The 25104-nt window shown below is 73.5% G+C and carries 20 protein-coding genes and 1 riboswitch; of the genes, 16 read left to right on the plus strand and 4 right to left on the minus strand.

Translation table 11 applies throughout. The features are described from left to right. Nucleotides 1–65 precede the first annotated feature (65 nt). Entirely contained in the window at nucleotides 66–419 is a 354-nt protein-coding gene (locus RM425_RS13485) for a glyoxalase superfamily protein (RefSeq protein WP_311345734.1), read from the plus strand. On the opposite strand, the gene RM425_RS13490 is transcribed toward RM425_RS13485, so the two are convergent. Next, nucleotides 416–1030: a TIGR03085 family metal-binding protein gene (locus RM425_RS13490; protein ID WP_311345735.1), complete on the minus strand. Its 615-nt coding sequence runs from the start codon at nucleotides 1028–1030 to the stop codon at nucleotides 416–418. The two genes, RM425_RS13485 and RM425_RS13490, sit on opposite strands and share 4 nt — an antisense overlap. Nucleotides 1031–1168: 138 nt before the next feature. Between RM425_RS13490 and RM425_RS13495 the strand changes: the two genes are divergently transcribed. From RM425_RS13495 to RM425_RS13510, 4 genes are all read left to right on the plus strand, one after another. After that, nucleotides 1169–2923, plus strand: a complete 1755-nt coding sequence (locus RM425_RS13495; protein ID WP_311345736.1) for an ABC transporter ATP-binding protein — start codon at nucleotides 1169–1171, stop codon at nucleotides 2921–2923. Further along, nucleotides 2920–4752: an ABC transporter ATP-binding protein gene (locus RM425_RS13500; RefSeq protein WP_311345737.1), complete on the plus strand. Its 1833-nt coding sequence runs from the start codon at nucleotides 2920–2922 to the stop codon at nucleotides 4750–4752. Before RM425_RS13495 ends, RM425_RS13500 begins: the two co-directional genes overlap by 4 nt. Before the next feature lie 26 nt (nucleotides 4753–4778). Beyond that, the gene (locus RM425_RS13505; protein ID WP_311345738.1) at nucleotides 4779–5195 is read left to right on the plus strand and encodes a hypothetical protein; all 417 of its coding nucleotides are present in this window, start codon (nucleotides 4779–4781) and stop codon (nucleotides 5193–5195) included. A gap of 772 nt (nucleotides 5196–5967) precedes the next feature. Further along, nucleotides 5968–7215, plus strand: coding sequence for a YncE family protein (locus tag RM425_RS13510; protein WP_311345739.1), 1248 nt, complete (start codon nucleotides 5968–5970; stop codon nucleotides 7213–7215). 168 nt (nucleotides 7216–7383) lie between these two features. Here RM425_RS13510 and RM425_RS13515 read toward each other — a convergent pair whose 3' ends face one another. The 3 genes from RM425_RS13515 to RM425_RS13525 form a co-directional block, all read right to left on the minus strand. Next, nucleotides 7384–7512 carry a PIN domain-containing protein gene (locus RM425_RS13515; RefSeq protein WP_311345740.1) on the minus strand — a complete coding sequence of 43 codons (129 nt, stop codon included), beginning with the start codon at nucleotides 7510–7512 and terminating at the stop codon, nucleotides 7384–7386. A gap of 44 nt (nucleotides 7513–7556) precedes the next feature. Next, a complete protein-coding gene (locus tag RM425_RS13520) occupies nucleotides 7557–8432 on the minus strand; it encodes a bifunctional 5,10-methylenetetrahydrofolate dehydrogenase/5,10-methenyltetrahydrofolate cyclohydrolase (RefSeq protein WP_311345741.1) in 876 nt (291 codons plus the stop codon). 14 nt (nucleotides 8433–8446) lie between these two features. Beyond that, nucleotides 8447–8527: riboswitch (ZMP/ZTP riboswitch) on the minus strand. A gap of 48 nt (nucleotides 8528–8575) precedes the next feature. Beyond that, nucleotides 8576–9223 (minus strand): class I SAM-dependent methyltransferase, encoded by a 648-nt coding sequence (locus tag RM425_RS13525; RefSeq protein WP_311345742.1) that lies wholly within the window; start codon nucleotides 9221–9223, stop codon nucleotides 8576–8578. Nucleotides 9224–9328: 105 nt separating this feature from the next. Here RM425_RS13525 and RM425_RS13530 point away from each other — a divergent pair, with 105 nt between their 5' ends. The 11 genes from RM425_RS13530 to RM425_RS13580 all read left to right on the plus strand — a co-directional run bounded on the left by RM425_RS13530 (nucleotide 9329) and on the right by RM425_RS13580 (nucleotide 25023). Then, a complete protein-coding gene (locus RM425_RS13530) occupies nucleotides 9329–10999 on the plus strand; it encodes an FAD-binding dehydrogenase (RefSeq protein WP_311345743.1) in 1671 nt (556 codons plus the stop codon). Then, the gene (locus RM425_RS13535) at nucleotides 10996–11709 is read left to right on the plus strand and encodes a hypothetical protein (RefSeq protein ID WP_311345744.1); all 714 of its coding nucleotides are present in this window, start codon (nucleotides 10996–10998) and stop codon (nucleotides 11707–11709) included. Before RM425_RS13530 ends, RM425_RS13535 begins: the two co-directional genes overlap by 4 nt. Nucleotides 11710–11735: 26 nt before the next feature. After that, nucleotides 11736–12119, plus strand: a complete 384-nt coding sequence (gene hisI / locus RM425_RS13540; RefSeq protein WP_311345745.1) for a phosphoribosyl-AMP cyclohydrolase — start codon at nucleotides 11736–11738, stop codon at nucleotides 12117–12119. Beyond that, nucleotides 12116–13639, plus strand: a complete 1524-nt coding sequence (locus RM425_RS13545; RefSeq protein ID WP_311345746.1) for an anthranilate synthase component I — start codon at nucleotides 12116–12118, stop codon at nucleotides 13637–13639. The genes hisI and RM425_RS13545 overlap by 4 nt, the downstream gene beginning before the upstream one ends. Nucleotides 13640–13674: 35 nt before the next feature. Then, nucleotides 13675–14301 carry a Trp biosynthesis-associated membrane protein gene (locus RM425_RS13550; RefSeq protein WP_311345747.1) on the plus strand — a complete coding sequence of 209 codons (627 nt, stop codon included), beginning with the start codon at nucleotides 13675–13677 and terminating at the stop codon, nucleotides 14299–14301. Nucleotides 14302–14456: 155 nt separating this feature from the next. Further along, nucleotides 14457–15266 carry an indole-3-glycerol phosphate synthase TrpC gene (gene trpC, locus RM425_RS13555; protein ID WP_311345748.1) on the plus strand — a complete coding sequence of 270 codons (810 nt, stop codon included), beginning with the start codon at nucleotides 14457–14459 and terminating at the stop codon, nucleotides 15264–15266. A gap of 76 nt (nucleotides 15267–15342) precedes the next feature. After that, nucleotides 15343–16692 carry a tryptophan synthase subunit beta gene (trpB, locus tag RM425_RS13560; RefSeq protein ID WP_311345749.1) on the plus strand — a complete coding sequence of 450 codons (1350 nt, stop codon included), beginning with the start codon at nucleotides 15343–15345 and terminating at the stop codon, nucleotides 16690–16692. Beyond that, entirely contained in the window at nucleotides 16689–17489 is an 801-nt protein-coding gene (gene trpA, locus RM425_RS13565; RefSeq protein ID WP_311345750.1) for a tryptophan synthase subunit alpha, read from the plus strand. The genes trpB and trpA overlap by 4 nt, the downstream gene beginning before the upstream one ends. After that, nucleotides 17486–18418: a prolipoprotein diacylglyceryl transferase gene (gene lgt / locus RM425_RS13570; protein ID WP_311345751.1), complete on the plus strand. Its 933-nt coding sequence runs from the start codon at nucleotides 17486–17488 to the stop codon at nucleotides 18416–18418. The genes trpA and lgt overlap by 4 nt, the downstream gene beginning before the upstream one ends. A gap of 390 nt (nucleotides 18419–18808) precedes the next feature. Continuing rightward, a complete protein-coding gene (gltB, locus tag RM425_RS13575) occupies nucleotides 18809–23464 on the plus strand; it encodes a glutamate synthase large subunit (protein WP_311345752.1) in 4656 nt (1551 codons plus the stop codon). A gap of 53 nt (nucleotides 23465–23517) precedes the next feature. Then, a complete protein-coding gene (locus RM425_RS13580; protein ID WP_311345753.1) occupies nucleotides 23518–25023 on the plus strand; it encodes a glutamate synthase subunit beta in 1506 nt (501 codons plus the stop codon). Nucleotides 25024–25104: the final 81 nt, after the last annotated feature.

A 25104-nucleotide genomic window follows, 5' to 3' on the forward strand; every position in this document is an offset into this window, starting at 1 on the left:
CGACGGGCGGGGAGAGGGCGAGCAGGGTGGGCGGCCCACCCCGGAACCCTGGAGCGCGCCCCGCCATGGACCTGCACCGCATCGTCCCGAACCTGACCGTCGCCGACCCGACCACCGGTCACGAGTTCTACGAGGACTTCCTCGGGCTGGAGAAGGCGTTCGATCTGGGCTGGGTGGCCAGCTTCCGCTCGCGGTCCGACCCGAACATCCAGATCAGCCTGGTCGGGGAGGACGCGAGCGCACCCGAGCAGTCGTCGATGAGCGTCGCCGTGGCCGACGTCGACGCCGCCTACGCCGACGCGCAGCGCCGCGGGTACGAGATCGTCCACCCGCTCACCCACGAGCCGTGGGGCGTGCGCCGGTTCTTCGTCCGCGATCCGCACGGCGTCGTGGTCAACGTCGTCGGGCACGCGGACTAGGTGACGGTCACGCGCGCGACGTCGCGACGGCCGGCCGCCCACAGCAGCAGCTCCAGCGGCTCGCCCTCGACCGTGCGGCCCGCGGCACCGATCCGCGCCTCCACCCCCGGCCGGTCCGAGCGGCGCAGCAGCACCCCGCGCCGGCCGGCGCCACGCCGGGCGTAGAGCGTCGCCGGTGTCCAGAACCTGTCCTGCACGGCGGACGGCAGCTCCCGCGGCGCCCACCCCGGCTGCGCGCGGCGCACGTCCTCGTGGTGGATGACGAACTCCGACACGTTGAGCCGGTCCAGTCCGGGCCAGGACAGCGGGGTCCAGGACGGCGGTCCGCTGCGCACCTGCTCGACCAGCTCGGCGTAGGAGCTGCGCTCACGGGACCGGTCCTCGACGCGGTGCGCCCAGCTCCCCAGGCGAGCGAGGCCCGGCACCATCTCCAGCGCGTAGCCGGGCATCGCGTCGGGCCGGCGGTCGCGGACGGCGAGGTGCGCCCCCAGGTGGGCGGTGGTCCAGCCCTCGCAGCACGTCGGGGCGTCGGGCCCGAGCTCGGCGAGCAGATCGGCCAGCGCGCGGCGCTCCTGGTCGGCCAGCGATCCCGCGGCGGAGGATGAGGTCATCGCCCGACGCTACCCACACCGGGCGCGCGGAATAATCCGAATACCGTTCGGTTGCCCGGTGCGATCCACGTAACATCCCAGTGCCGGAACCGAACCACCCCGAGGAGACCCGTGCCGCGCCGCCGTCGAGATGCCGTCGTGCGGCGAGGGATCCGGCACGTCGGCCGCGCCATCGCGCTCCAGCCGAAGATCTTCGCCGCCGCCCTGCTGGGGAGCAGCCTGTTCGCCGTCATGACGGTGGCCAGCGCGTACGTGATCGGCGAGACCACCGACCGCGTCGTCCTGCCGTCCTTCGAAGAGGGCAGCGCCCCGACCGCCGCGCTGGCCCTCGCCGTCGCCGCCATCATCGGCGTGGCCCTGCTGCGCATCGTCGGAATCATCGGGCGCCGGCTGCTGTCGGGGATCATGCAGTACCGGCTGCAGGCGCAGATGCGCCGCGAGGTGACCGGGCAGTACCTGCGGCTCCCGCTGTCCTGGCACCAGCAGCACCCCACGGGTCAGCTGCTCTCCAACGCCAACAGCGACGTGGAGGCGGCCTGGTTCTTCGTCGCGCCGCTGGCCTTCGGGCTGGGCGCGGTCGTCATCATCCTGATCACCGGCGGGGCGATGGTCGTGACCGATCCGCTGCTCGCGCTGATCGGCCTCGTCGTCTTCCCCCTGGTCTTCGTGATCAACGCGCTGTACTCGCAGGTGATGAGCCCGCGCCAGCAGCGTGCCCAGCAGCTGCGCGCCGAGGTCAGCGAGATCGCCCACGAGAGCTTCGACGCGGCGCTGGTGGTGAAGACCCTCGGCCGCGAGGAGTCGGAGACCGAGCGCTTCACCGCCCGCGCCGGAGAGCTGCGCGACGGGCTCATCGCGGTCGGCCGGGTCCGTGGCCTGTTCGACCCGCTGATCGAGTCGCTGCCCAACCTCGGCACGCTGGCGGTCCTGCTGGTCGGGGCCCATCGGGTCGCCGACGGGGCGATCGACGTCGGCGCGCTGATCTCCATCGCCTACCTGTTCACGCTGCTGGCACTGCCCATCCGGGCGATCGGCTGGGTGCTCGCCGAGCTGCCGCGCGCGCTGGCCGGCTACGACCGGATCACCCCTGTCCTCCAGGCGACCGGCGAGACGCCGTACGGGCCGGACGACGCCGCCACGGCGGGCGGCGGTGCGGCACTGGGGCTCCAGGGGGTCGGCTACACCTTCGCCGGCGTCGAGCGCCCGGCCGTCCGCGACGTGACCTTCGACGTCCCCGCTGGCGGGACCGTCGCGGTGGTCGGGCCGACCGGCTCGGGCAAGTCCACCCTCGCCGGGCTGCTGGTCCGGCTCGTCGATCCCGTCGACGGGACGGTCCTGCTGGACGGGCTCGACATCCGCCGGCTGCGGGAGGGGCAGGTGAGCGACCACGCCGCCTTCGTCGCCCAGCAGGCGTTCCTCTTCGACGACACGGTGCGCGGCAACATCACCCTGGGGGGTCCGTACACCGACGAGGACGTCTGGGCGGCGCTGCGCGTGGCCGCCGCCGACGATTTCGTGAACGTCCTGCCCGAGGGCCTCGACACCCACGTGGGCGAGCGCGGCGCCTCCCTGTCCGGCGGTCAGCGGCAGCGGCTGGCGCTGGCCCGGGCCATCGTCCGCCGCCCCCGGCTGCTCGTGCTCGACGACGCCACCAGCGCCGTCGACCCCTCCGTCGAGGCCCGCATCCTCGATGCGTTGCGGGCCAGCGACGCCCCCGCGACCGTGGTGGTCGTCGCCTACCGCCAGGCGACCATTGCACTCGCCGACGAGGTCGTCTGGTTCGAGCACGGTCGCGCGGTCGCGCGCGGCAGCCACGGGTACCTGCTCCGCGAGGTGCCGGGTTACACCGACCTCGTGCGCGCCTACTCCCAGGCCGAGGGGGTGCCGGCATGACCGTCACGCTGCCCGACGAGGACCGCCACGAGGGCGCGATCCAGACGATGCGCCGGGGCCTGCGGATGATGCCCGAGTTCCGGCGCGGGCTACCACTGACCGTCCTGCTCGCGGTGCTCGCCACCGCCGGCCGGGTCGTCGTCCCCATCGCCGTCCAGCAGGTCCTCGACCGTGGGATCGGCGCGGCGGGTGGGCCCGATCTGGACTTCGTCACCTGGGTCGTGCTCGCGTCCGCGGTGATCGTCGTGCTCACGGCCGTGGCGGTCTACCGGATGAACCTGCGGCTGTTCCGCACCACCGAAACCGCGTTGGCCGGCCTGCGGGTGCGGGCCTTCCGCCACGTGCACGACCTGTCCGCGGTGCACCAGCAGGCCGACAAGCGCGGCGGGCTGGTGTCGCGGGTGACGAGCGACGTCGACCAGCTGTCGCAGTTCATGCAGTGGGGCGGTGTGCTCGGCCTGATCAGCTTCGGCCAGCTCCTCGTGGCCACGGTGGTGATGTTCGTCTACTCGTGGCAGCTGACGCTCGTCGTCCTGGTCTGCTTCGTGCCGCTGGGCATCGCGGTCCGCTGGTTCGCCGCCAAGCTGGCCGTCGTCTACGGCCGGGTCCGCGAGCGGATCGGCGACCTGCTCGCCGCCGTCTCCGAGTCCGTCGTCGGCGCGTCGACCGTGCGCGCCTACGGCGTGCGGGAGCGCACCGCGGAGCGCATCGACGCGGCGATCGACCGGCACTACCGGGCGGCGGTCGACGCGCAGCGGGTGGCCGTGGGGGTCTTCGTCAGCGGTGAGTTCGCCGCCGCCCTCGCCAATGCCGCGCTGGTCGTCGCGGGCGTGTACCTGGGCCTGGCCGGCGACATCACGGCCGGCACGCTGGTCGCCTTCCTCTTCCTGGTCACGCTCTTCGTGGCGCCAGTCCAGACCGCCAGCGAGGTGATCAACGAGGCGCAGAACGCGCTGGCCGGCTTCCGGCGCGTGCTCGACATCCTCGACACCGAGCCCGACGTGCGCGATCCGGCGACGGCCGCGCCGGAGAGCACCCTGCACCTGCCCGACGGCGTGCTGGGCGTCCGGTTCGACCACGTCACCTTCCGGTACGCGCCCGGCGCGCGGAAGGCTCTCGACGACGTCGACCTCACCATCGCGCCCCGCCGCCGGGTGGCTATCGTCGGCGAGACGGGGTCGGGCAAGACGACCTTCGCCAAGCTGGTCACCCGGCTCATGGACCCGGTCGAGGGCCGGGTGCTGCTGGGCTCCGACGCCGCAGGCTGGGCGCCCCTGCGGGACGTCGCCTTCGCCTCACTGCGCGAGCGGGTCGTGATGGTGCCGCAGGACGGCTTCCTCTTCGACGCCACGGTCGCGGACAACGTGCGCTACGGCCGGCCGGGCATCAGCGATGCCGACGTCGCCAAGGCATTCGACGACCTGGGGCTCTCCGACTGGGTCACCGGCCTGCCCGCCGGTGTGGCCAGCGAGGTCGGGCAGCGCGGTGAGTCGCTGTCCGCGGGCGAGCGCCAGCTGGTCGCCGTCGCCCGCGCCTACGTCGCCGACCCCGACCTGCTGGTGCTCGACGAGGCCACCAGCGCCGTCGACCCGGCCACCGAGCAGCGACTCACCCGGGCCCTGGACACCCTCACCGCGGGGCGGACGACGCTGACCATCGCGCACCGGCTGTCCACCGCGGAGCGGGCCGACGAGGTGCTCGTGGTCGACGCCGGCCACGTGGTGCAGCGCGGCAGCCACGCCGAGCTGGTCGGGGTCGAGGGCACCTACGCGCGGCTGCACGCCTCGTGGCGCCGGTCGTCGGCCGGCGAGCCGGAACGCGTGGCCTGACCGCTCCCGCCCCTAGGCTGCGCCGCGTGTCCCTCCCGATGCCCGACCGCGCCGCATCGCGGCTGCCGCCCGTGCCCGGGCTGATCGCGGCGCCGCTGGCCGTGTTCAGCGGGCTGGTGCCCGGCTTCTTCGTCCTCGTGGTGGTCGGCTTCTCCGGCGGGCGGCTGTCCGGGCTCGAGTGGCTGCTGCTGGTGGTGCCCCTGGCGCTGACGCTCGGGCTGCTGGTCGGCGCGGTGCTGCTCCTGCTGGGCCGGTCGTGGCGCGTGGTCGCCGTCTCGGGCGGGGTGCTCGGGGTGCTGATCATCGGGGGCACGCTGTTCGGCGGCTGGGCCGAGGACGCGCTGGGCCTGGGGATCTCCACCGGGCTGTTCCCCGCGGCCACGGCGGTGCTGGCGTCGCTCCCGTCGGTGCGCGCCTGGGTCGCCGCGAGGCGCCTGGGCTGAGCCGGCCGGCGAACGACGACCGGGCGCTGCACCGTTGCACCCGAGCGGCCCGGCGCAGTCCTGGTCCTGGGCCTCTCGGGTTCACTGCTCAGGTCGCTCAGCTCGATGACCTCTCAGCTGCCCAGACGGCAACGAGCGGTGCGCCGACGTCGCGTCGGCACGAGGGCGAGCGCCCCGTCGGCACGGTGAAGCTGGCGCACTGCGAGATCGACGGAAGGCCGGAGGTCGAGCTGGGTCATGCCGTGTTCCCTGAATTCTGGGGGCGGGTCATGCGACCGAAGGGTCAGCCGGAGTTCTCGATCTCGCCCGAGACGTCATCGGTCTGCGTGAGGTCGTCGCGTTCACCCTGCTGTCCAACACGGGCTCGTTCGCAGTCAGGCGGGAGCTCGGCTTCCGCCACGAGCGCTACCTGGCGCGTCCGGCCGGTCCACACGCGCTGCACCGACTAGGAGCCGGCTTCCTGGTAGTCGGTCTCCTGGGACGACGGCGCCGGTGGCCTGGTGAGGACCGGGGCACGACGTCCACGTCCGATCGGTGGGTGGTCGGCGGGCCGGCGTCCTCGTCAGCTGGCACTTCTCGACGACATGCCCAGGCGATGCGTGAGTGGCGCAGAACCGGGGCATCGGCTCGGTGGCGGGGATGCGGGACGAGTTCGACCACGCCTCGACACCCCGGGTCATCGGACTCGCCGGGGCGGTCCCACACCACTGCCCTGCCCACCCGTGTCGTGCAGTCGACGACCCGGTCCACGAGCGTTCGGGGGAGATCGTCCATGGACCACGGCCACGCGACCGCACACGGCAAGCACCGGCAGCGGCGGAGTTGGCGTCGGCTCCTGCTCCCCGTGCTCTTTCTCGCGGCGCTCGCCGGTTCGGCGGTCTTCGCGATGGTGTCGCGGGACGCCACGGAAGCGACCTCCACGGAGGCGACCTCAGCGGACACGATCTCAGCGGACACGACCTCCGAGGACACGGGCTCCGACGGTGGCGGGGAGACCGGTTCCTCCTCGGGTGATCGGCGGGACGAGGCCCACGAGCACGGGAACACGACGCCGACGGGCACCCCGGCGCCGGCGGCGAGCGGGCCCAGCCCCGCAGTCGGCACGGTGGTCGCCGTCGGGCAGGCGCCGCACCACGTCGCCGTCGCCCCCGACGGCACGTACGCCTACATCGCCGACCCGGCCGCCCGCGCCGTCATCCGCTTCGACACGGCTGCGGGCAAGCCCACCACCACCATTCCGATCCCGCAGGGTCCGCCGCAGATGGTGACGCTCTCGCCCGACGGTTCGCGGGTCTACGTCTCGGTCTACAAGAGCGAGTCCACCGGTTACGGCACCACCCTCACGGAGAACCACGTCGTGGCCTTCGACGTGCGGACGGACAGCGTGCTCTGGGCCGTGCCGGTGGGACGGGGTCCGTACGCGGCGTCGACGACGGCCGACGGGAGTCTCCTCTACCTGCCCTTCTACGACGAGAACCACCTCGACGTGCTCGACACCGCGACCGGCCAACTGGTCACGCGCATCACGACCGCGCCCAGCCCGCACTGGATCACGATGTCGGAGGACGACCGGGTCGGCTACGTCACCAACCACTTCTCCGACGTCGTGACGGTGATCGACCTCCGCAGCAACGCGGTGCTGTCGACGATCCCGGTGGGCCAGGGTCCGCACAGCGTCGCCCTGTCACCCGACGGCGCCCGCGTCGCGGTGGTCAACTACATCAGCGACGACGTCTCCATCATCGACACGGCGACCAACCGGGTGGTCCAGACCGTGCCGGGCGTAGGAGCCGGACCGCAGGACGTCGCCTATGCCCCTGACGGCCGGCACTTCTACACCGCGAACGTGGAGGACGGCACGGTCTCCGTCGTGGACGCCGCCACCGGTGCGGTCACCGCCCGCATCCCCACCGGTGTCAGCCCGACGAGCGTCGCTCTGCTGCCGGACGGACGGCAGGCGCTCGTCACGAACTTCGATGACGGCACGGTGGCCGTGATCGACACCTCCGCCGCCGGCTGACCGAGCCGGCGGGCGGGCCCCGGTCACCCGGCTCGTTCCCCGGTGCGCGGCTGGGTCGCCGCGTAGCACCGCGCCTGAACCGACCGGCGAACGACGGCCGGGCGCACCGCACCGTTGAATCCGAGGGACCCAGAATCATCCTGGTTCTGGGTCCCTCGGGTTCACTGCTCAGGTTCCCCAGCGCGACTGGTCGGCGCGGTCGGCGGTCAGCACCTCGGGTGGGACGCTGCGGACGGTCAGTGCCAGGCAGCAGGGATCCCCGAGGGACAGCGTGCGACCGCCCGGGAGCGTGCGCATCGCTCCCGCCAGCTGTGCGTCCTGCTCGGACCTGTCGGCGTCCGCTAGGCGGATGCCACCTCGGCCGCGTGGACGGCGTTGCGGAACAGCATCGCGACGGTGGTGGGGCCGACACCTCCCACACGCGGGGTGATCGCCGAGGCGACGTCGGCACATCGTTCGTCGACGTCGGGCAGCAGTCGCCGGCCGGAGTAGCGCACCCCGCCTCCGATGACGACGGCGCCCGGCTTGACGTGCTGCGGCTGGACGATGCCGGGCGACCCGGCGGCCGCGATGAGCACGTCGGCGCGCCGGGTGTACCGGGCCCAGTCCGGGACACCGGTGTGCACGACGGTGACCGCCGCGTTCGCGGTGGGGCGCTTCTGCGCCAGCAGCATCGCCAGCGGTCGACCGAGCGTCGCGCCCCGGCCGAGGACGACGACCTCCCTGCCCGCGACCGGGATGTCGTAGTGGGCCAGGAGAGCCTCGATGCCCGCCGGCGTGCACGGCCGGGGCCCGGGCCGGTCGAGGGCGAGCCTGCCGAGGTTGAGCGGGTGCATGCCGTCGACGTCCTTGTCCGGGTCCACCTCGGCGAGCGCGGCGTCGTAGTCGAGGTGCGACGGGACCGGGTGCTGGATCAGCACGGCGTGCACGGCCGGGTCGGCGTTGAGTCCGTCGATCACCCGGTGCAGGTCGTCCTGGCCGGCATCCGCGGAGAGGTGGACGTGCGGCGATGCGAAGCCGAGGGATGCCGCGGTGCGCTGCTTGATGCGGATGTAGCCGGCGCTGGCGTCGTCGTCTCCGACCAGCACTGTCGCCAGGCTCGGCGTCACTCCGCCGGCACGCAAGCGCGCGACGTCGGCGGTGATCTGCTCGAAGACCGCATCGGCGACGGGCTTGCCCGGTAGCATGCGGGCGGTCGTGCTCGGCGTGTCGTCCATGGGCTCTCCTCATCGGATGGAGCCCAGGCGCGCGGCGATCGTCGGGGCCGCTCCCCGGTGGTGCCCCACCTCGAGCGCCAGTCACGGCCCAGCCCGACCCTAGACCCCTGCCTTGACCGCGGGACGGCCGTTCCACCGGAGGGTCATGCTCGCCCGCCGGCGCCCCAGTAGAAGGGGCCTGCCGTCGGGACCACGCGGATGTCCCAGCCGAGCCGAGCCAGGCGCTCCTCGAGCTGGACCGGGGTGTGGGCAACCTTGACCAGGCGGTACGCGGTGCCGTCGCCGACCCGTCGGCCGATGGTCGACGACGCGGCGCCCTCGATGAGCTCGTCGGGTCTGCGGTAGGCGTCATCGGCGAAGAAGACGCGACCGCCGGTGGCCAGGGAGTCGTCGACGAGCTGCCAGAAGGCGTCGAAGCGCTCGAGCGGGACATGCGAGAGCCAGAAGCCGAAGAAGACGACGTCATAGCGTCGGTCGGGACGCCAGTCGAACAGATCGACCTGCAGGAAGCGCACGCGGTCGTCGGGAACCCGCTCCCGGGCGAGGGCCAGCATCTCCGGCGCGGAATCGACCGCTGTCACGCTCGCCGCCTGCTCCAGCAGACGCCGCGTCCAGGTCGCCGGCCCGCACGCCAGTTCGAGGACGTCTCCGGTCGGCGCGAAGGCGGTGAGCGCCGCCTCGAGCTGTGCAGCGCCCGGCAGGTCGAGGACGCCGTTGGAGTACTCGCCCGCTCCGGCGCGGTAGTACGCGACCTGCTCGGACAGGAGCGGCGCGAGTCCGTCGTCGGTCATCGACGCACGTTAGCCCCGCGGCACCATCGTTCCGCCCGACCCTGGCGGGTGGGTCGTGCGGCGTCCGGCGGCACGAGAGGGGCGCGGCCCGCTAGCGTCGGGTCCGTGGACATCGCGAACGGCAGCACCGAGGCAGACGTCGTCGTCGTGGGCGCGGGGCTCGCTGGGCTGGTGGCCACCGCCGAGCTGGCCGACGCCGGCAAGCGGGTCGTACTGGTCGACCAGGAGCCCGAGGCGAGCCTCGGCGGCCAGGCGCACTGGTCCTTCGGCGGCCTCTTCCTCGTCGACTCGCCCGAGCAGCGCCGGCTCCGCGTGCACGACTCGCTGGAGCTCGCCCGGCAGGACTGGTTCGGCACCGCCGGCTTCGACCGCACCGAGGACCACTGGCCGCGCCAGTGGGCCGAGGCCTACCTGCAGTTCGCCGCGGGCGAGAAGCGCGCCTGGCTCAAGGAGCAGGGCATCGGCTTCTTCCCGGTCGTCGGCTGGGCCGAGCGGGGCGGCTACACGGCCACCGGGCACGGCAACTCCGTGCCGCGGTTCCACATCGTCTGGGGCACCGGGCCCGGCGTCGTCGACCCCTTCATCCGCCGGGTGCGCGCCGCCGTGGAGGCGGGCACCGTCGAGCTGCGCTTCCGGCACCGGGTGGCCGAACTGGTCGTGACCGACGGCGCGGTGACCGGCGTGCGCGGTGCCGTCCTGGAGCCCAGCGACGTCGCCCGCGGCGAGGCCAGCTCGCGCACGGAGGTCGGGGAGTTCGAGATCTCCGCCCAGGCCGTCGTCGTCACCTCCGGTGGCATCGGGGGCAACCACGAGCTGGTGCGGCGCAACTGGCCCGCTCGCCTCGGGCCGGCGCCGAAGCGGCTGCTCTCCGGCGTGCCCGCGCACGTCGACGGCCAGATGCTCGAGGCCACCGCCGGTGCCGGCGCCAGCGTGGTCAACAACGACCGCATGTGGCACTACACCGAGGGCATCGCCAACCACTCGCCGGTGTGGGACAAGCACGGGATCCGGATCCTGCCCGGGCCGTCCTCGATGTGGTTCGACGCGCTCGGCCGGCGGCTGCCGGTGCCGCTGTTCCCCGGTTTCGACACCCTGGGCACGCTTGCCCACATCGGCACGACGGGGCACGAGCACACCTGGTTCGTCACCACGAAGAAGATCGTGGAGAAGGAGTTCGCGCTGTCGGGATCCGAGCAGAACCCCGACCTCACCGGCAAGGACGTGCGGCTGCTCGTCAACCGGGCACGAGCCGGGGTCTCGGCGCCGGTGCAGGCGTTCCTGGACAAGGGCGAGGACTTCGTCGTCGCCGGCACGCTGCCCGAGCTCGTCGCCGGCATGAACCGGATCACCGGGGGCACACCGGCGATCGACCCCGCCGACCTCGAGCGCGAGATCGTCGCCCGCGACCGGGAGATCGCCCACCCGTTCACCAAGGACCTGCAGATCACCGCGATCCGCGGTGCGCGCAACTACCTGGGCGACAAGCTCATCCGGGTGGCGCAGCCGCACCGCATCCTCGACCCCGAGGCCGGACCGCTGATCGCCGTGCGGCTCAACATCATCACGCGCAAGACGCTCGGCGGCCTGGAGACCGACCTCTCCGGCCGGGTGCTGCGGCCCGGCGGCGAGGTGTTCCCCGGGCTGTACGCCGCGGGTGAGGTCGCCGGCTTCGGAGGCGGTGGCATGCACGGCTACCGGTCGCTGGAGGGCACTTTCCTCGGCGGCTGCCTGTTCTCCGGTCGCACCGCGGGCCGGGCCGTGGCGGCGGAACTGTGAGCGATCCCTGGTCGGACCCGACCAAGCCGGCTCCGCCGCAGACCGCACCGCAGCAGCCCGCGTACGGGCAGCAGCCCCCGTACGGGCAGCAGCCCCCTCACGGCCAGCAGCCTCCGTACGGCCAGCCGCCCGGCTGGGCTCCGCCCTACGGCGCGCCGCAGCCGTGGGGCCAGCCGGCCTGGGGGCAGCCGCAGTGGGGTCAGCCGCCGTACGGGCAGCCGTGGGGCCGGCCGCAGCGCACCCCCGCCCAGGTGATCACCGCGTCCGTGCTGGCCTTCGTGCAGGCCGTCGTCGTGCTCATCGCCTCGCTCTACGTCTGGTTCTTCGCCTCGATCGCCGACATCGCGTCCAGCGGACGGCCCGACGTCTACACGTCCGAGACGGCGCGTCAGCTGGCCACCGAGGGGACGATCCTCGCCGTCGTCCAGCTGGTGTCGGTCGTCCTCCTCGTCGTCGGCGGGATCGCCGCCCTCAACCGCCGCACGCCGGCCGCCCACCGCCTGCTGGGCGCCGCGCACGTGGTCCAGATCGTGCTCGCGCTGTACTGGGCCGGCCGGCTGCTCGATCTCCTCGGGAACCTGCCGGGTGCCGAGGCCGAGGGCTCGCTCGCGGCGTTCTCGCTGTTCTTCGTGGTCGGACCGGTGGTCTCCCTCGGCCTGCTGCTCAGCGGGGCGGCGCGGCGCTGGTTCACCGCCACCCCATCGGCCTGACGCAGGGACACGGCAGACTGGCGGGCATGCCCGTCGTCCCGTCCGAGCCCGCTCTCGACCCCGAGGTCGCCGCCCTGCTGCGCCGCGACCCCGACGGCCTGGTGGCCGCGGTGGTCCAGCAGCACGACTCCCTCGAGGTGCTCATGGTCGCCTACATGGACGACGAGGCCCTGCGGCGCACGCTGAGCACCGGCCGGGCGACCTACTGGTCCCGCAGCCGGCAGGAGTACTGGGTCAAGGGGGAGACCTCCGGCAACCGTCAGTGGGTCCGCGAGGTCCGGGTGGACTGCGACGGCGACGCGCTGCTCGTGCTCGTCGACCAGGAGGGGCCCGCCTGCCACACCGGCGCACGCAGCTGCTTCTTCCGGGAGCTGCCGTCGGTCCCCGGAGACGGGACGGCCGGCGCATGAGGTTCGGCATCGCGACGCCGGCCCGCGAGGATTTCACCCTGGACCGGCCCATGGTCCCCGTCGTCCGCAAGCTGCTCGCCGACAGCGAGACCGCCGTCGGCATCTACCGCAAGCTGGCCGGCAACCGCCCGGGCACGGTGCTGCTGGAGTCGGCCGAGCAGGGGAAGCGCTGGGCCCGCTACAGCTTCGTGGGCGCGCGCAGCGCCGGCGTCCTCACCGAGCGCGACGGCGTCACGCAGTGGCTGGGGGAGGACATCCCCGGGGTCACCGACGGACTGCCCACCGATCCGCTGGCCGCCGTCCGCACGCTGGCCCGCCGGCTGCGGTCGCCGCGCACGCCCGGGCTGCCGCCGCTGACCGGGGGCCTGGTCGGCTACCTCGGCTACGACGTCGTCCGGCGGCTGGAGCGGCTGCCCGAGACGAGCAGCGACGACATCGGCATGCCGGAGCTGGCGATGATGCTGGTGACCGACCTCGCCGTGCTCGACCACGCCGACGGCACGGTCCTGCTCATCGCCAACGCGGTCTGCGGGGGTGGTGAGGGCGGGGGAGGTCGGAGCGGCGAGGCCCTCTACGACGACGCGGTGGCCCGGCTCGACGCGATGGCCGCCGACCTCACCCGCGCCGTCCCGCCCGGGGTGGCGGTGCTGGGGGAGGCACAGGTCCCCGAGGTGGCCAGCAACATGGCGCCGGGCGTGTACGAGGCGGGCGTGGAGCGGGTGCGCGAGCACATCCGGGCCGGGGACGCCTTCCAGGTGGTGCTCGCCCAGCGCTTCGAGACGGCGACGACGGCCGACGCCCTGGACCTCTACCGGGTCCTGCGGGCCACGAACCCCTCCCCGTACATGTACCTGCTGCGCTTCGAGGGCCGGGAGTCTCCCTTCGACGTCGTCGGCTCCTCCCCGGAAGCGCTGGTCACCGTCACCGGGTCCTCGGCCGTGGTGCACCCGCCGGCCGGCACCCGTCCGCGCGGCGCCACCCCGGAGGAGGACGTCCGGCTGGCCGAGGGGCTGCTGGCCGACCCCAAGGAGCGTGCCGAGCACGTCATGCTGGTCGACCTGGCCCGCAACGACCTGGGCCGGGTCTGCGTCCCCGGGTCGGTCGAGGTGCCCGACTTCATGCGCGTGGAGCACTACAGCCACGTGATGCACCTGGTCTCGACCGTCGCCGGCGAGGTCGCGCCCGAGCACGACGCCCTGGATGTCTTCGACGCCACGTTCCCCGCCGGCACCGTCTCCGGCGCCCCGAAGCCCCGGGCGATGGAGATCATCGAGTCGCTCGAGCCGACCCGGCGCGCGCTCTACGCCGGCACCGTCGGCTACGTCGACGCCAGCGGCGACATGGACATGGCCATCGCCATCCGCACCGCCGTGCTGCACGACGGCCGCGCCTACGTGCAGGCCGGCGCCGGGATCGTCGCCGACAGCGACGCCGCCACCGAGGAGGCCGAGACCCGGCACAAGGCACGGGCGGTGCTGTCGGCGATCACCCGGGCCGAAGGGCTCCAGGAGCTCCCGTGAGCGGAGCGTCCCGCGGGAGCGGACCGTCGGGCGCCGTGAGCGGACAGGGCCGCAGGGAGCTCACCGCCGCGGTCCTGGGTGCGGTGCTGGCCGGCACGCTGGCGCTCATCGCGGGCGGCCAGGCCTGGGCGACCGTGACCGCGGAGCGCCGGGCACCGCTGCCGCCGGTCTCGGCCGGCCTGTCCGGCGCCGACGCCGCCCCCCTCGTCCCGGCCGCGGGCCTGGTGCTGCTGGCCGCGGCGGTCGCGCTGCTGGCCGTGCGGGGCGCGGGGCGCGTGGGCGTGGGTCTCCTCGCGGCGGCGGCCGGGGGAGCGGTGGCCTGGTCCGGGCTGCGCGCACTGACCGGTGGCCTCGACGACGCCGCCACCGACCTGCCCGGGCTGAGCGGGGCGACGGTGGACGGCATCGCGGCCGACGTGTCCGCGACCTGGCCGCTGCTCGCCGTGCTGGCCGGCCTCGTCGCCGTCGCCACCGGCGTGGTCACGGTGCTGCGGGGCCGGACCTGGCCGGGGATGGGCCGCCGCTACGAGCGGGACGAGAGCGGGACGGCGCCCGCGCAGGCGGGCGCGGCAGCCCGCCCGCGGACCGACGAGGACCGCGCCGTGGACGCGTGGAAGGCGCTGGACCGGGGCGAGGACCCCACCGATCCACGCGACGTATAGCGGAAACGGGCGGACCCGCCCCGACCGCCCCCTGGCCGGGCGCACCCGGCGTCGGCTCTAGAGTGGCCACACCGATCCGGCTGGTGAGGGGACGACGTGCGACAGGCAGTGGAGACGAGCAGCAGGCGTGCATCGGCGCCGGCAGGGACGATCCGGTGAGCGTTCTCGACGAGATCGTCATCGGCGTCCGCGAGGACCTCGCCGCCCGCGAGGCGGTCACGCCGCTCGCGGAGGTCAAGGCCGCCGCCCGTGACGCCCGCCCGGCGCTGGACGCCCTGGCCGTGCTGCGCGCCCCCGGCGTCGGCGTCATCGCCGAGGTCAAGCGGCGCAGCCCCTCGAAGGGCGAGCTCGCCGACATCCCCGACCCGGCCCAGCTGGCCCAGCAGTACGCCGCCGGCGGCGCGCGGGTCATCTCCGTCCTCACCGAGCGACGACGCTTCGGCGGCTCGCAGACCGACCTGGACGCGGTCCGCGCCGTGGTCGACGTCCCGGTGCTGTGCAAGGACTTCATCGTCAGCAGCTACCAGGTGCACGAGGCCCGGGCCCATGGCGCCGACGTCGTCCTGCTGATCGTGGCCGCGCTGGAGCAGAACGTGCTCACCGGCCTGCTGGAGCGCGTGGAGTCCCTCGGCATGACGGCGCTGGTCGAGGTGCACACCGAGGCCGAGGCCGACCGGGCCATGGCCGCCGGTGCCGCCGTGATCGGCGTCAACGCCCGCGACCTCACCACGCTGGAGGTCGACCGCTCCACCTTCGAGCGGATCGCCCCCGGGCTGCCGTCGGAGGTGGTCAAGGTCGCCGAGTCCGGCGTCCGCGGGCCGCACGACCTCATCGGCTACGCGGCGGCGGGTGCCGACGCGGTGCTCGTGGGGGAGGGGCTGGTGACCGCCGGCGACGCCCGCCAGGCGGTGGCCGACCTGGTGACGGCGGGAGCGCACCCCGCCACGCCGCGCACCTGCCGCTAACCCCCACGGCCTCTCTGCAGGGGCCCGCCGCGAGCCTGCGAGGGGCGGGGGGCAGAGAGGTCCTTACTCTGGGCGCATGACGACGACCCGCCCAGCGCAGCCCGGAGAACTCTCTCTGCCGGCGCGCCCGGGCTGGCCCGACGCCACCGGTCACTTCGGCGTCTTCGGCGGCCGCTTCGTCCCCGAGGCGCTGATCGCCGCGCTCGACGAGCTGACCGAGGCCTACGAGGCCATGCGGGTCGACCCCGCGTTCCTCCAGGAGTTCGCGACGCTGCAGCGGGACTACACCGGCCGGCCCAGCCCGGTCACCGAGGTGCCCCGGTTCGCCGAGCACTGCGGCGGGGCGCGGGTCCTGCTCAAGCGCGAGGACCTCAACCACACCGGCTCGCACAAGATCAACAACGTGCTCGGGCAGGCGCTGCTCACCAAGCGGATCGGCAAGAGCCGCGTCATCGCCGAGACCGGCGCCGGCCAGCACGGTGTGGCGACGGCGACGGCAGCCGCGCTCATGGGGCTGTCCTGCACCGTCTACATGGGCGAGGAAGACACCCGTCGCCAGGCGCTCAACGTCGCCCGCATGCGGTTGCTCGGCGCCGAGGTCATCCCGGTCACCACCGGCTCGCGCACCCTCAAGGACGCGATCAACGAGGCGTTCCGCGACTGGGTGACCAACGTGGAGACGACGAACTACGTCTTCGGCACCGTCGCCGGCCCCCATCCCTTCCCGGCGATGGTGCGTGACTTCCAGCGGGTGATCGGCGACGAGGCTCGTGCCCAGGTCCTCGACCGGGAGGGGCGGCTGCCAGACGCCGTCCTGGCCTGCGTGGGCGGCGGCTCCAACGCGATCGGCATCTTCACCGCCTTCGTGCCCGACGACGGCGTCCGGCTGATCGGCCTGGAGGCCGGCGGCGACGGCGTCGACACCGCCCGGCACGCCGCGACCATCACCGGTGGCACCCCGGGCGTGCTGCACGGGGCGCGGTCGTACCTGCTGCAGGACCACAACGGCCAGACGGTCGAGTCGCACTCGATCAGCGCGGGTCTGGACTATCCGGGCGTGGGGCCCGAGCACAGCTACCTGCACGACATCGGCCGGGCCGAGTACCGGCCGGTGACCGACGCCGAGGCCATGGAGGCCTTCGCGCTGCTGTGCCGGACCGAGGGGATCATCCCGGCGATCGAGTCCGCGCACGCCCTGGCCGGGGCGATGCGGCTCGGCCAGGAGGTCGGCCCGGACTCGCTGCTGCTGGTCAACCTCAGCGGGCGCGGGGACAAGGACGTCGAGACGGCGTCCCGCTGGTTCGGTCTCGGCGACCGCGAGGAGGTGGACCCGGGCCCGGGCCTGGACACCGACCAGCAGCCCACCGAGGGCGCCGTCACCCAGGGCGACGCGGTGGCCGGGCCCGAGACGGGAGACGAGCTGTGAGCCAGGCCGCCGAGCGGATCCAGCGGGCCAAGGACGAGGGGCGGGCGGCGCTCGTCGCCTACCTGCCGGTCGGCTACCCCGACGTGGACGCCTCGATCGAGGCCATGGTCGCCGCGGTCGAGGCGGGTGCCGACGTCCTCGAGATCGGCGTCCCGTACAGCGATCCCGGCATGGACGGCCCGGTGATCCAGGAGGCCGTGGACGTCGCCGTCCGTGCCGGGGTCGGCATGCCCGACGTGCTGCGGGCGGTCGAGGCGGTCGCGGCGGCCGGCGCCGTCCCGCTGGTGATGAGCTACTGGAACCCCATCGAGCGCTACGGCGTCGACCGGTTCGCCACGGATCTCGCCGCCGCCGGGGGAGCCGGGGCGATCACCCCGGACCTCATCCCCGACGAGGCCGCCCAGTGGATCGCCGCCGCGGAGCGCGCGGACCTCGACCGGGTCTTCCTCGTCGCCCCCTCGTCGACCGACGCGCGGCTGCGCTCGACGTCCGCGGCCAGCCGGGGGTTCGTCTACGTCGCCTCCACCATGGGCGTGACCGGCGCCCGGGACACCGTGAGCGACGCGGCCCGGACGCTCGTGTCCCGCACCCGCGAGGCGCGGCCGGACATCGCGCTCTGCGTGGGCCTCGGTGTCTCGAACGGCGCCCAGGCCGCGGAGCTCGCCGCCTTCGCCGACGGTGTCATCGTCGGCTCGGCCTACGTGCGCGAGATGCTCCAGGGCCGGGGTGCCGACGGCGTCCGCGCGCTCACCGCGGATCTCGCCGCCGGCGTCCGCCGGGCGGGGGTGCCGGCATGACCTTGCTCGCTTCCATCCCGAGTCCGTCCCAGGGCGTCTGGGAGCTCGGCCCGGTCCCGCTGCGCGCCTACGCGCTGTGCATCATCGCCGGCATCGTCGCGGCCGCCTGGCTGACCGAGAAGCGCTGGCTCGCCCGTGGCGGTGCGCCGGGTGACGTGCTGGACATCGCCGTCTGGGCCGTGCCGTTCGGCATCATCGGCGGCCGGATCTACCACGTGATCACCAGCCCCCGGCCGTACTTCGGGGAGGGCGGCGACCCGCTGCGCGCCTTCGCCATCTGGGAGGGCGGGCTCGGCATCTGGGGGGCGATCGCCTTCGGGGCGGTGGGCGCGTGGATCGCCTGCCGGCGCCGGGGCATCCCGCTGCCGGCCTTCGGGGACGCCCTGGCGCCGGGCCTGCTGGTCGCCCAGGCGATCGGGCGGCTGGGCAACTGGTTCAACCAGGAGCTCTTCGGCGGGCCGACCGATCTGCCCTGGGGCCTGGAGATCGACCTGGCGAACCGCCCGTCGGAGTACCTGGACGTGGCCACGTTCCACCCGACGTTCCTCTACGAGCTGCTGTGGAACCTGGCCGCCGCGGCGGTCGTCATCTGGGCCGACCGGCGCTTCCGGCTCTCCCACGGCCGGGCGTTCGCCCTCTACGTCGCCTTGTACTGCGCCGGCCGGCTGTGGATCGAGCTGCTGCGCACCGACCCGGCGGAGACCTTCTTCGGCGTCCGGCTCAACGTGTTCACCGCGATCGTCGTGGGCCTGCTCGCCGTGGCCTACCTCGTCTGGCAGCGCGGCCGGCCGCGCGAGGTGATCACCCGCGGCGAGGAGTTCGCCGCCGCGGAGCGTGCCTCGTCGGGGGAGGGGGACCGGGCGGACGCTCCGGCGACCGAGCCCGGAGCGGTGCGCGCGGACGAACACCGCCGCGGCGAGCCGGGCTGACGGCCCATCAGGCCCGTCGCGCACCGTGAACATGATCACCGAAGGGGCCCCTGCCACGGGCCGATGCGGCCAACTTCCGGGATGTTCCTGCCGACGCGCCGCGTCCTGTGATTTACACGGCTGAGGCCTGTGTTACCGCTGTGTACGCTTCGCAGCGGGCCCGCCGGCGATCCCGGCCGGGCCTCACCGTCGGACCGGGCCAGCGCCGCCCCGCGGACGACAGCCTGTCGGTGACCAGCCGGTGGGCTCAGGCCTGCCGCACCGGGGCGACGTACGTCCCGGGCTGCCGGCCCTCCGCAGTGCCGTCCGCCGACCCCTTGACCACCGGCCCGGGCTCCAGCCCCGCCCGCTCCCTCCGGGGGCGCAGGCGCCGCCGACGACGGGAGTGACATGCCCGACCTCACCGCCCCCGCCGCTCCGAAGTCAGCCGTTCCGTTCTCCGCGGTCCCGGCTGCCTCCGGCCTGTACGACCCGGCCAACGACAAGGACGCCTGTGGCGTCGCCTTCGTGGCCGACGCCCGTGGCCGCAGGTCGCGCGACATCGTCGCCAAGGGCCTCACGGCCCTGCACAACCTCGACCACCGGGGCGCCGCCGGCGCCGAGCCCAACTCGGGCGACGGCGCCGGGATCCTCACCCAGGTGCCCGACGCGCTGCTGCGCGCCAGCGTCGACTTCGACCTGCCTCCGGCGGGGGAGTACTCCGTCGGCATCGCCTTCATGCCCGCCGACGACGCCGAGCGAGCCGCTCGCGTCGAGGACGTCGCCCGCCTCGCCGACGAGGAGGGGCTGACCGTCCTGGGTTGGCGGGACGTGCCGATCGACCCCGACGGCGCCGACCTGGGCCCCACCGCGCGGGCGGTCATGCCGCACTTCGCCCAGCTGTTCGTCGCCGAGACCATGGGCGCCCGCGCCGACGGGGCCGCGTTCGGCGGGAACGTCGTGTGCAACGGCGTCACCCGGCTGGAGCGGCGCTCCTTCGTGCTGCGCAAGCGGGCCGAGCGCGCCGCGGTCGACGCCGGCAGCTCGCTCTACATCGCCTCGCTGTCGTCGCGGACGATCACCTACAAGGGCATGCTGACCACCGACCAGCTGCCGCTGTTCTTCCCCGACCTGCGCGACGACCGCTACGAGTCGGCGATCGCGCTGGTGCACAGCCGGTTCTCCACCAACACCTTCCCGAGCTGGCCGCTGGCCCACCCGTTCCGGTTCGTCGCCCACAACGGCGAGATCAACACCATCAAGGGCAACCGCAACCGCATGCGGGCCCGCGAGGCCAAGCTCACCACCGAGCTGTTCGACGGCCCGGCGGGCCCGGCCTCCGAGCTGGGCCTGGAGCGCATCTTCCCGGTGACCGCCAGCGACTTCAGCGACTCGGCCACCTTCGACGAGGTGCTGGAGCTGCTGCACCTGTCCGGCCGCTCGCTGCCGCACGCGGTGCTGATGATGATCCCGGAGGCGTGGGAGAACCACGACGAGATGGACCCGGCCCGCCGGGCCTTCTACCGGTTCCACTCCTCGATCATGGAGCCGTGGGACGGGCCGGCCGCGGTCTGCTTCACCGACGGCACGTTGATCGGCGCCGTCCTCGACCGCAACGGGCTGCGCCCGGGCCGCTGGTGGCACACCAAGGACGACCTCGTCGTGCTGGCCAGCGAGGTCGGCGTGCTGGACATCCCCGCCGCCGACGTCGTCGCCAAGGGACGGCTGCAGCCGGGCCGGATGTTCCTCGTCGACACCGCCGCCGGGCGGATCGTCTCCGACGAGGAGGTCAAGGGTGCGCTGGCCGCCGAGCAGCCGTACGACGACTGGCTGCACGCCGGCCTGGTGCACCTGCCCACGCTGCCCGAGCGCCGCCGGTCCCGGCCCAGCCACGAGTCCGTCGTCCGCCGGCAGGCGCTGTTCGGGTACACGGAGGAGGAGCTGCGCATCCTCGTCCAGCCGATGGCCGCCTCGGGTGCCGAGCCGATCGGCTCGATGGGAACCGACACGCCGATCGCGGCGCTGTCGGACCGGTCGCGGCTGCTCTACGACTACTTCGGCCAGCTGTTCGCCCAGGTGACCAACCCCCCGCTGGACGCGATCCGCGAGGAGCTGGTGACCAGCCTCGGGCGCACCTTCGGGCCGGAGCAGAACCTGCTGACGGCCACGCCGGCCTCGGTCCGCCAGGTGTTCCTGCCGTTCCCCGTCATCGACAACGACGAGCTGGCCAAGATCCTGCACATCGACGACGACGGTGACCTGCCCGGCTACGCCGCCGTCCGGATCACCGGCCACTTCGACGTCAACGGCGGGGGCCCGGCCCTGGCCCAGGCCATCGAGGACCTGCGCATCAAGGTGAGCAAGGCGATCGCCGCCGGCGCCCGGATCATCGTGCTCTCCGACCGCGACTGCGACGAGAAGCGCGCCCCCATCCCGTCGCTGCTCATGACCGCCGCCGTCCACCACCACCTGGTGCGGGAGAAGACCCGCATGGAGGTCGGTCTGGTCGTCGAGTCCGGCGACTGCCGCGAGGTGCACCACGTCGCGCTGCTGCTCGGCTACGGCGCGGCCGCGGTCAACCCCTACCTGGCCTTCGAGTCCATCGAGGACCTCATCCGCGACGGTGCGCTCACCGGCGTGGAGCCCGCGCAGGCCGTCCGCAACATGGTCAAGGCGCTGGGCAAGGGCGTCCTCAAGGTCATGAGCAAGATGGGCATCAGCACCGCCGGCTCGTACACGATGGCGCAGATCTTCGAGGCCGTCGGTCTGTCCCAGGACCTCGTCGACGAGTACTTCACCGGCACCTCCGCCCCGCTGGGCGGCGTCGGCATCGACGTGCTGGCCGAGGAGGTGGCCATGCGCCACCGCCGCGCCTTCCCGGAGAACCCCACCGAGACCGCGCACCGCCGCCTCGAGGTCGGCGGCGAGTACCAGTGGCGGCGCGAGGGCGAGGTGCACCTGTTCAACCCGGAGACGGTGTTCCTGCTCCAGCACGCCACCCGCTCGCGGCAGTACGACGTCTTCCAGAAGTACACCGACACCGTCGACCAGCTCAGCCAGGACGCCGGCACGCTGCGCGGACTGTTCGCGCTGAAGACCGGCGTCCGTCCGCCCGTGCCGATCGACGAGGTCGAGCCGGTCAGCGAGATCGTCAAGCGGTTCCAGACCGGCGCGATGAGCTACGGCTCCATCTCGCAGGAGTCGCACGAGACGCTGGCGATCGCCATGAACCGGCTGGGCGGCAAGTCCAACACCGGTGAGGGCGGCGAGGACCCCGACCGGTTCACCGCCGACCCGAACGGCGACCTGCGCCGCTCCGCGATCAAGCAGGTCGCCAGCGGGCGGTTCGGCGTGACCAGCGAGTACCTGGTCAACGCCGACGACATCCAGATCAAGATGGCGCAGGGCGCCAAGCCCGGCGAGGGCGGCCAGCTGCCCGGCGGCAAGGTCTACCCGTGGGTGGCGCGCACCCGGCACTCGACGCCGGGCGTGGGCCTGATCAGCCCGCCGCCGCACCACGACATCTACTCGATCGAGGACCTCAAGCAGCTCATCCACGACCTGAAGAACGCCAACGACCAGGCGCGGATCAACGTCAAGCTGGTCGCCGAGGTCGGCGTCGGCACCGTGGCGGCCGGCGTGAGCAAGGCGCACGCGGACCTGGTGCTGATCTCCGGCCACGACGGCGGCACGGGCGCGGCGCCGCTGACCTCGCTCAAGCACGCCGGCTCCCCGTGGGAGCTGGGGCTGGCCGAGACGCAGCAGACGCTGCTGGCCAACGGCCTGCGCGACCGCATCACCGTCCAGGCCGACGGGCAGATGAAGACCGGCCGCGACGTGATCATCGCCGCGCTGCTGGGCGCCGAGGAGTACGGCTTCGCGACGGCTCCGCTGGTGGTCTCCGGCTGCGTGATGATGCGGGTCTGCCACCTCGACACCTGCCCGGTGGGCGTGGCCACGCAGAACCCGGAGCTGCGCAAGCGGTTCACCGGGCGCCCGGAGTTCGTCGTCACGTTCTTCGAGTTCCTGGCCCAGCAGGTGCGGGAGTACCTCGCCGAGCTCGGGTTCCGCTCGCTGGACGAGGCCATCGGCCACGCCGAGCTGCTCGACACCCGCGAGGCGGTCGGCCACTGGAAGGCCTCGGGTCTCGACCTGGCGCCCCTCCTGGTCGTCCCCGAGCTGCCCGAGGGCACACCGCTGCGGCGTGTCCGAGACCAGGACCACGGGCTCGACGTCGCCCTGGACCAGACGCTGATCCAGCTCTGCGAGGGCGCGCTGCTCGACGCGCAGCCGGTGAGCCTGGAGCTGCCGGTGCGCAACGTCAACCGCACGGTCGGCACCATGCTGGGCTCGATGGTCACCCGCCGCTTCGGCGGCGAGGGCCTGCCCGACGGCACGATCGACCTCACCTTCGGCGGGTCGGCCGGGCAGTCGTTCGGCGCCTTCGTGCCGCGCGGCATCACCATGCGGCTGTTCGGCGACGCCAACGACTACGTGGGCAAGGGCCTGTCGGGCGGCCGCATCATCGTGCGGCCCTCGCGGGAGGCGACCTTCGCGGCCGAGGACAACGTGATCGCCGGCAACGTCATCGGCTACGGGGCGACCAGCGGCGAGATCTTCCTGCGCGGCCGGGTCGGCGAGCGGTTCTGCGTCCGCAACTCCGGGGCGCTCGCGGTCGTCGAGGGCGTGGGCGACCACGCGCTGGAGTACATGACCGGCGGCCGCGCGGTGATCCTGGGCGCGACCGGGCGCAACATCGCGGCCGGCATGTCCGGCGGTATCGGGTACGTGCTCGACCTGGCCCGCCACCGGGTCAACGGCGAGATGGTCGACATCGAGCCGCTGGACGGCGAGTCGGCGCAGTGGCTGCGCGACGTGCTGGTGCGCTACGCAGCCGAGACCGAGTCCCCGGTGGCCACCGCGCTGCTGGCGGACTGGGGGCGCTGGTCCGCACAGTTCAGCGTGATCATGCCTCGGGACTTCAAGCGGGCGCTGGACGCCCAGCGGATGGCCGAGGCCAACGGGACCGACGTGGATCTTGCCGTCATGGAGGCTGCTCGTGGCTGAGACGCGCTACGCAACCGAACGCCTCACGGCACTGGCGCAGGAGGAGGCAGCTCGTGGCTGACACCACCGGATTCCTGAAGTTCGAGCGGGGGCTGCCGCCGCGGCGTCCCGTCGAGGTCCGCATCCGGGACTGGAAGGACGTCTACGTCGCCCGGGAGAACGGCGAGGACCCGCTCTTCCCGACGGCGGAGGTGCGCAAGCAGGCGGCACGCTGCATGGACTGCGGCATCCCGTTCTGCCACCACGCGTGCCCGGTGGCCAACCTGATCCCCGAGTGGAACGACCTGGCCCGCCGCGACGACTGGCACGACGCCATCGAGCGGCTGCACGCGACGAACAACTTCCCGGAGTTCACCGGGAAGCTCTGCCCGGCGCCGTGCGAGGGCTCCTGCGTGCTCAACCTGCAGGAGTCGCCGGTCACCATCAAGCAGATCGAGTGGGAGATCATCGACCGGGCCTGGGACGAGGGCTGGGTCGCGCCGCTGGCCCCCACCGAGCGCAGCGGCAAGAAGGTCGCCGTCGTCGGGTCCGGTCCCGCGGGGCTCGCCGCCGCCCAGCAGCTCACCCGCGCCGGGCACGACGTCACCGTGTACGAGCGGGCCGACCGGATCGGCGGCCTGCTCCGCTACGGCATCCCCGAGTTCAAGATGGAGAAGTCGGTCCTGGACCGGCGGCTGGACCAGATGCGCGCCGAGGGCACCCGCTTCGTCACCGGTGTCGACGTCGGCGGGGCGGGGGAGCAGGACCTGTCCACCGAGCAGTTGCGGGCCGACCACGACGCCGTCGTGCTGGCCGGTGGCGCCACGGTCGGCCGCGACCTGCCCGCCCCGGGCCGCGAGCTGGCCGGTATCCACCTGGCGATGGAGTACCTGCCGCTGGGCAACCGGCAGGCGCTCGGCGAGCTGGACGACCCGCCGATCAACGCCGCCGGCAAGCACGTGGTGATCATCGGTGGTGGCGACACCGGCGCGGACTGCCTCGGCACGGCCCACCGCCAGGGCGCGGCCTCGGTGGCGCAGCTGGAGATCATGCCGGCGCCGCCGGACCGCCGGGACGAGGGCGCCAACCCGTGGCCGACCTACCCGATGGTCATGCGGGTCTCGAGCGCCCACGAGGAGGGCGGCGAGCGGCTGTACTCGGTCAACACCGAGCGCTTCGTGGGCCACGAGCCCGGCCACCCCGCCCACGGCAACGTGCGCGCGCTGCTGCTGCACGAGGTCGAGCGGATCGGCGGCCGGTTCCAGAAGATCGAGGGCAGCGAGCGCGAGCTCCCGGCGGACCTGGTCTTCCTGGCCATGGGGTTCACCGGCTCCCAGCGCGAGGGCCTGCTCCACGCGCTGGGCGTCGAGATGGACCAGCGCGACAACGTCGTCCGCGACAGCGAGTTCATGTCCACCGTGCCCGGCGTGTTCGTGGCCGGCGACATGGGCCGCGGGCAGTCGCTCATCGTGTGGGCCATCGCGGAGGGGCGCGCCGCGGCGGCCGCCGCGGACACCTGGCTGACCGGTGCCTCGGCGCTGCCCCGTCCCGTCACGCCCACCGCGGTCGCCCTGAGGTGACGTGCCGCCGGAGGCGGGGGATGTGACCCCCGCCTCCGGCGCGCCGACCAGCGTGTTGTTCCGCCGAGTGGGGCCCGCAGG

Source organism: Blastococcus goldschmidtiae (assembly GCF_031845325.1).
GTDB lineage: Bacteria > Actinomycetota > Actinomycetes > Mycobacteriales > Geodermatophilaceae > Blastococcus > Blastococcus goldschmidtiae.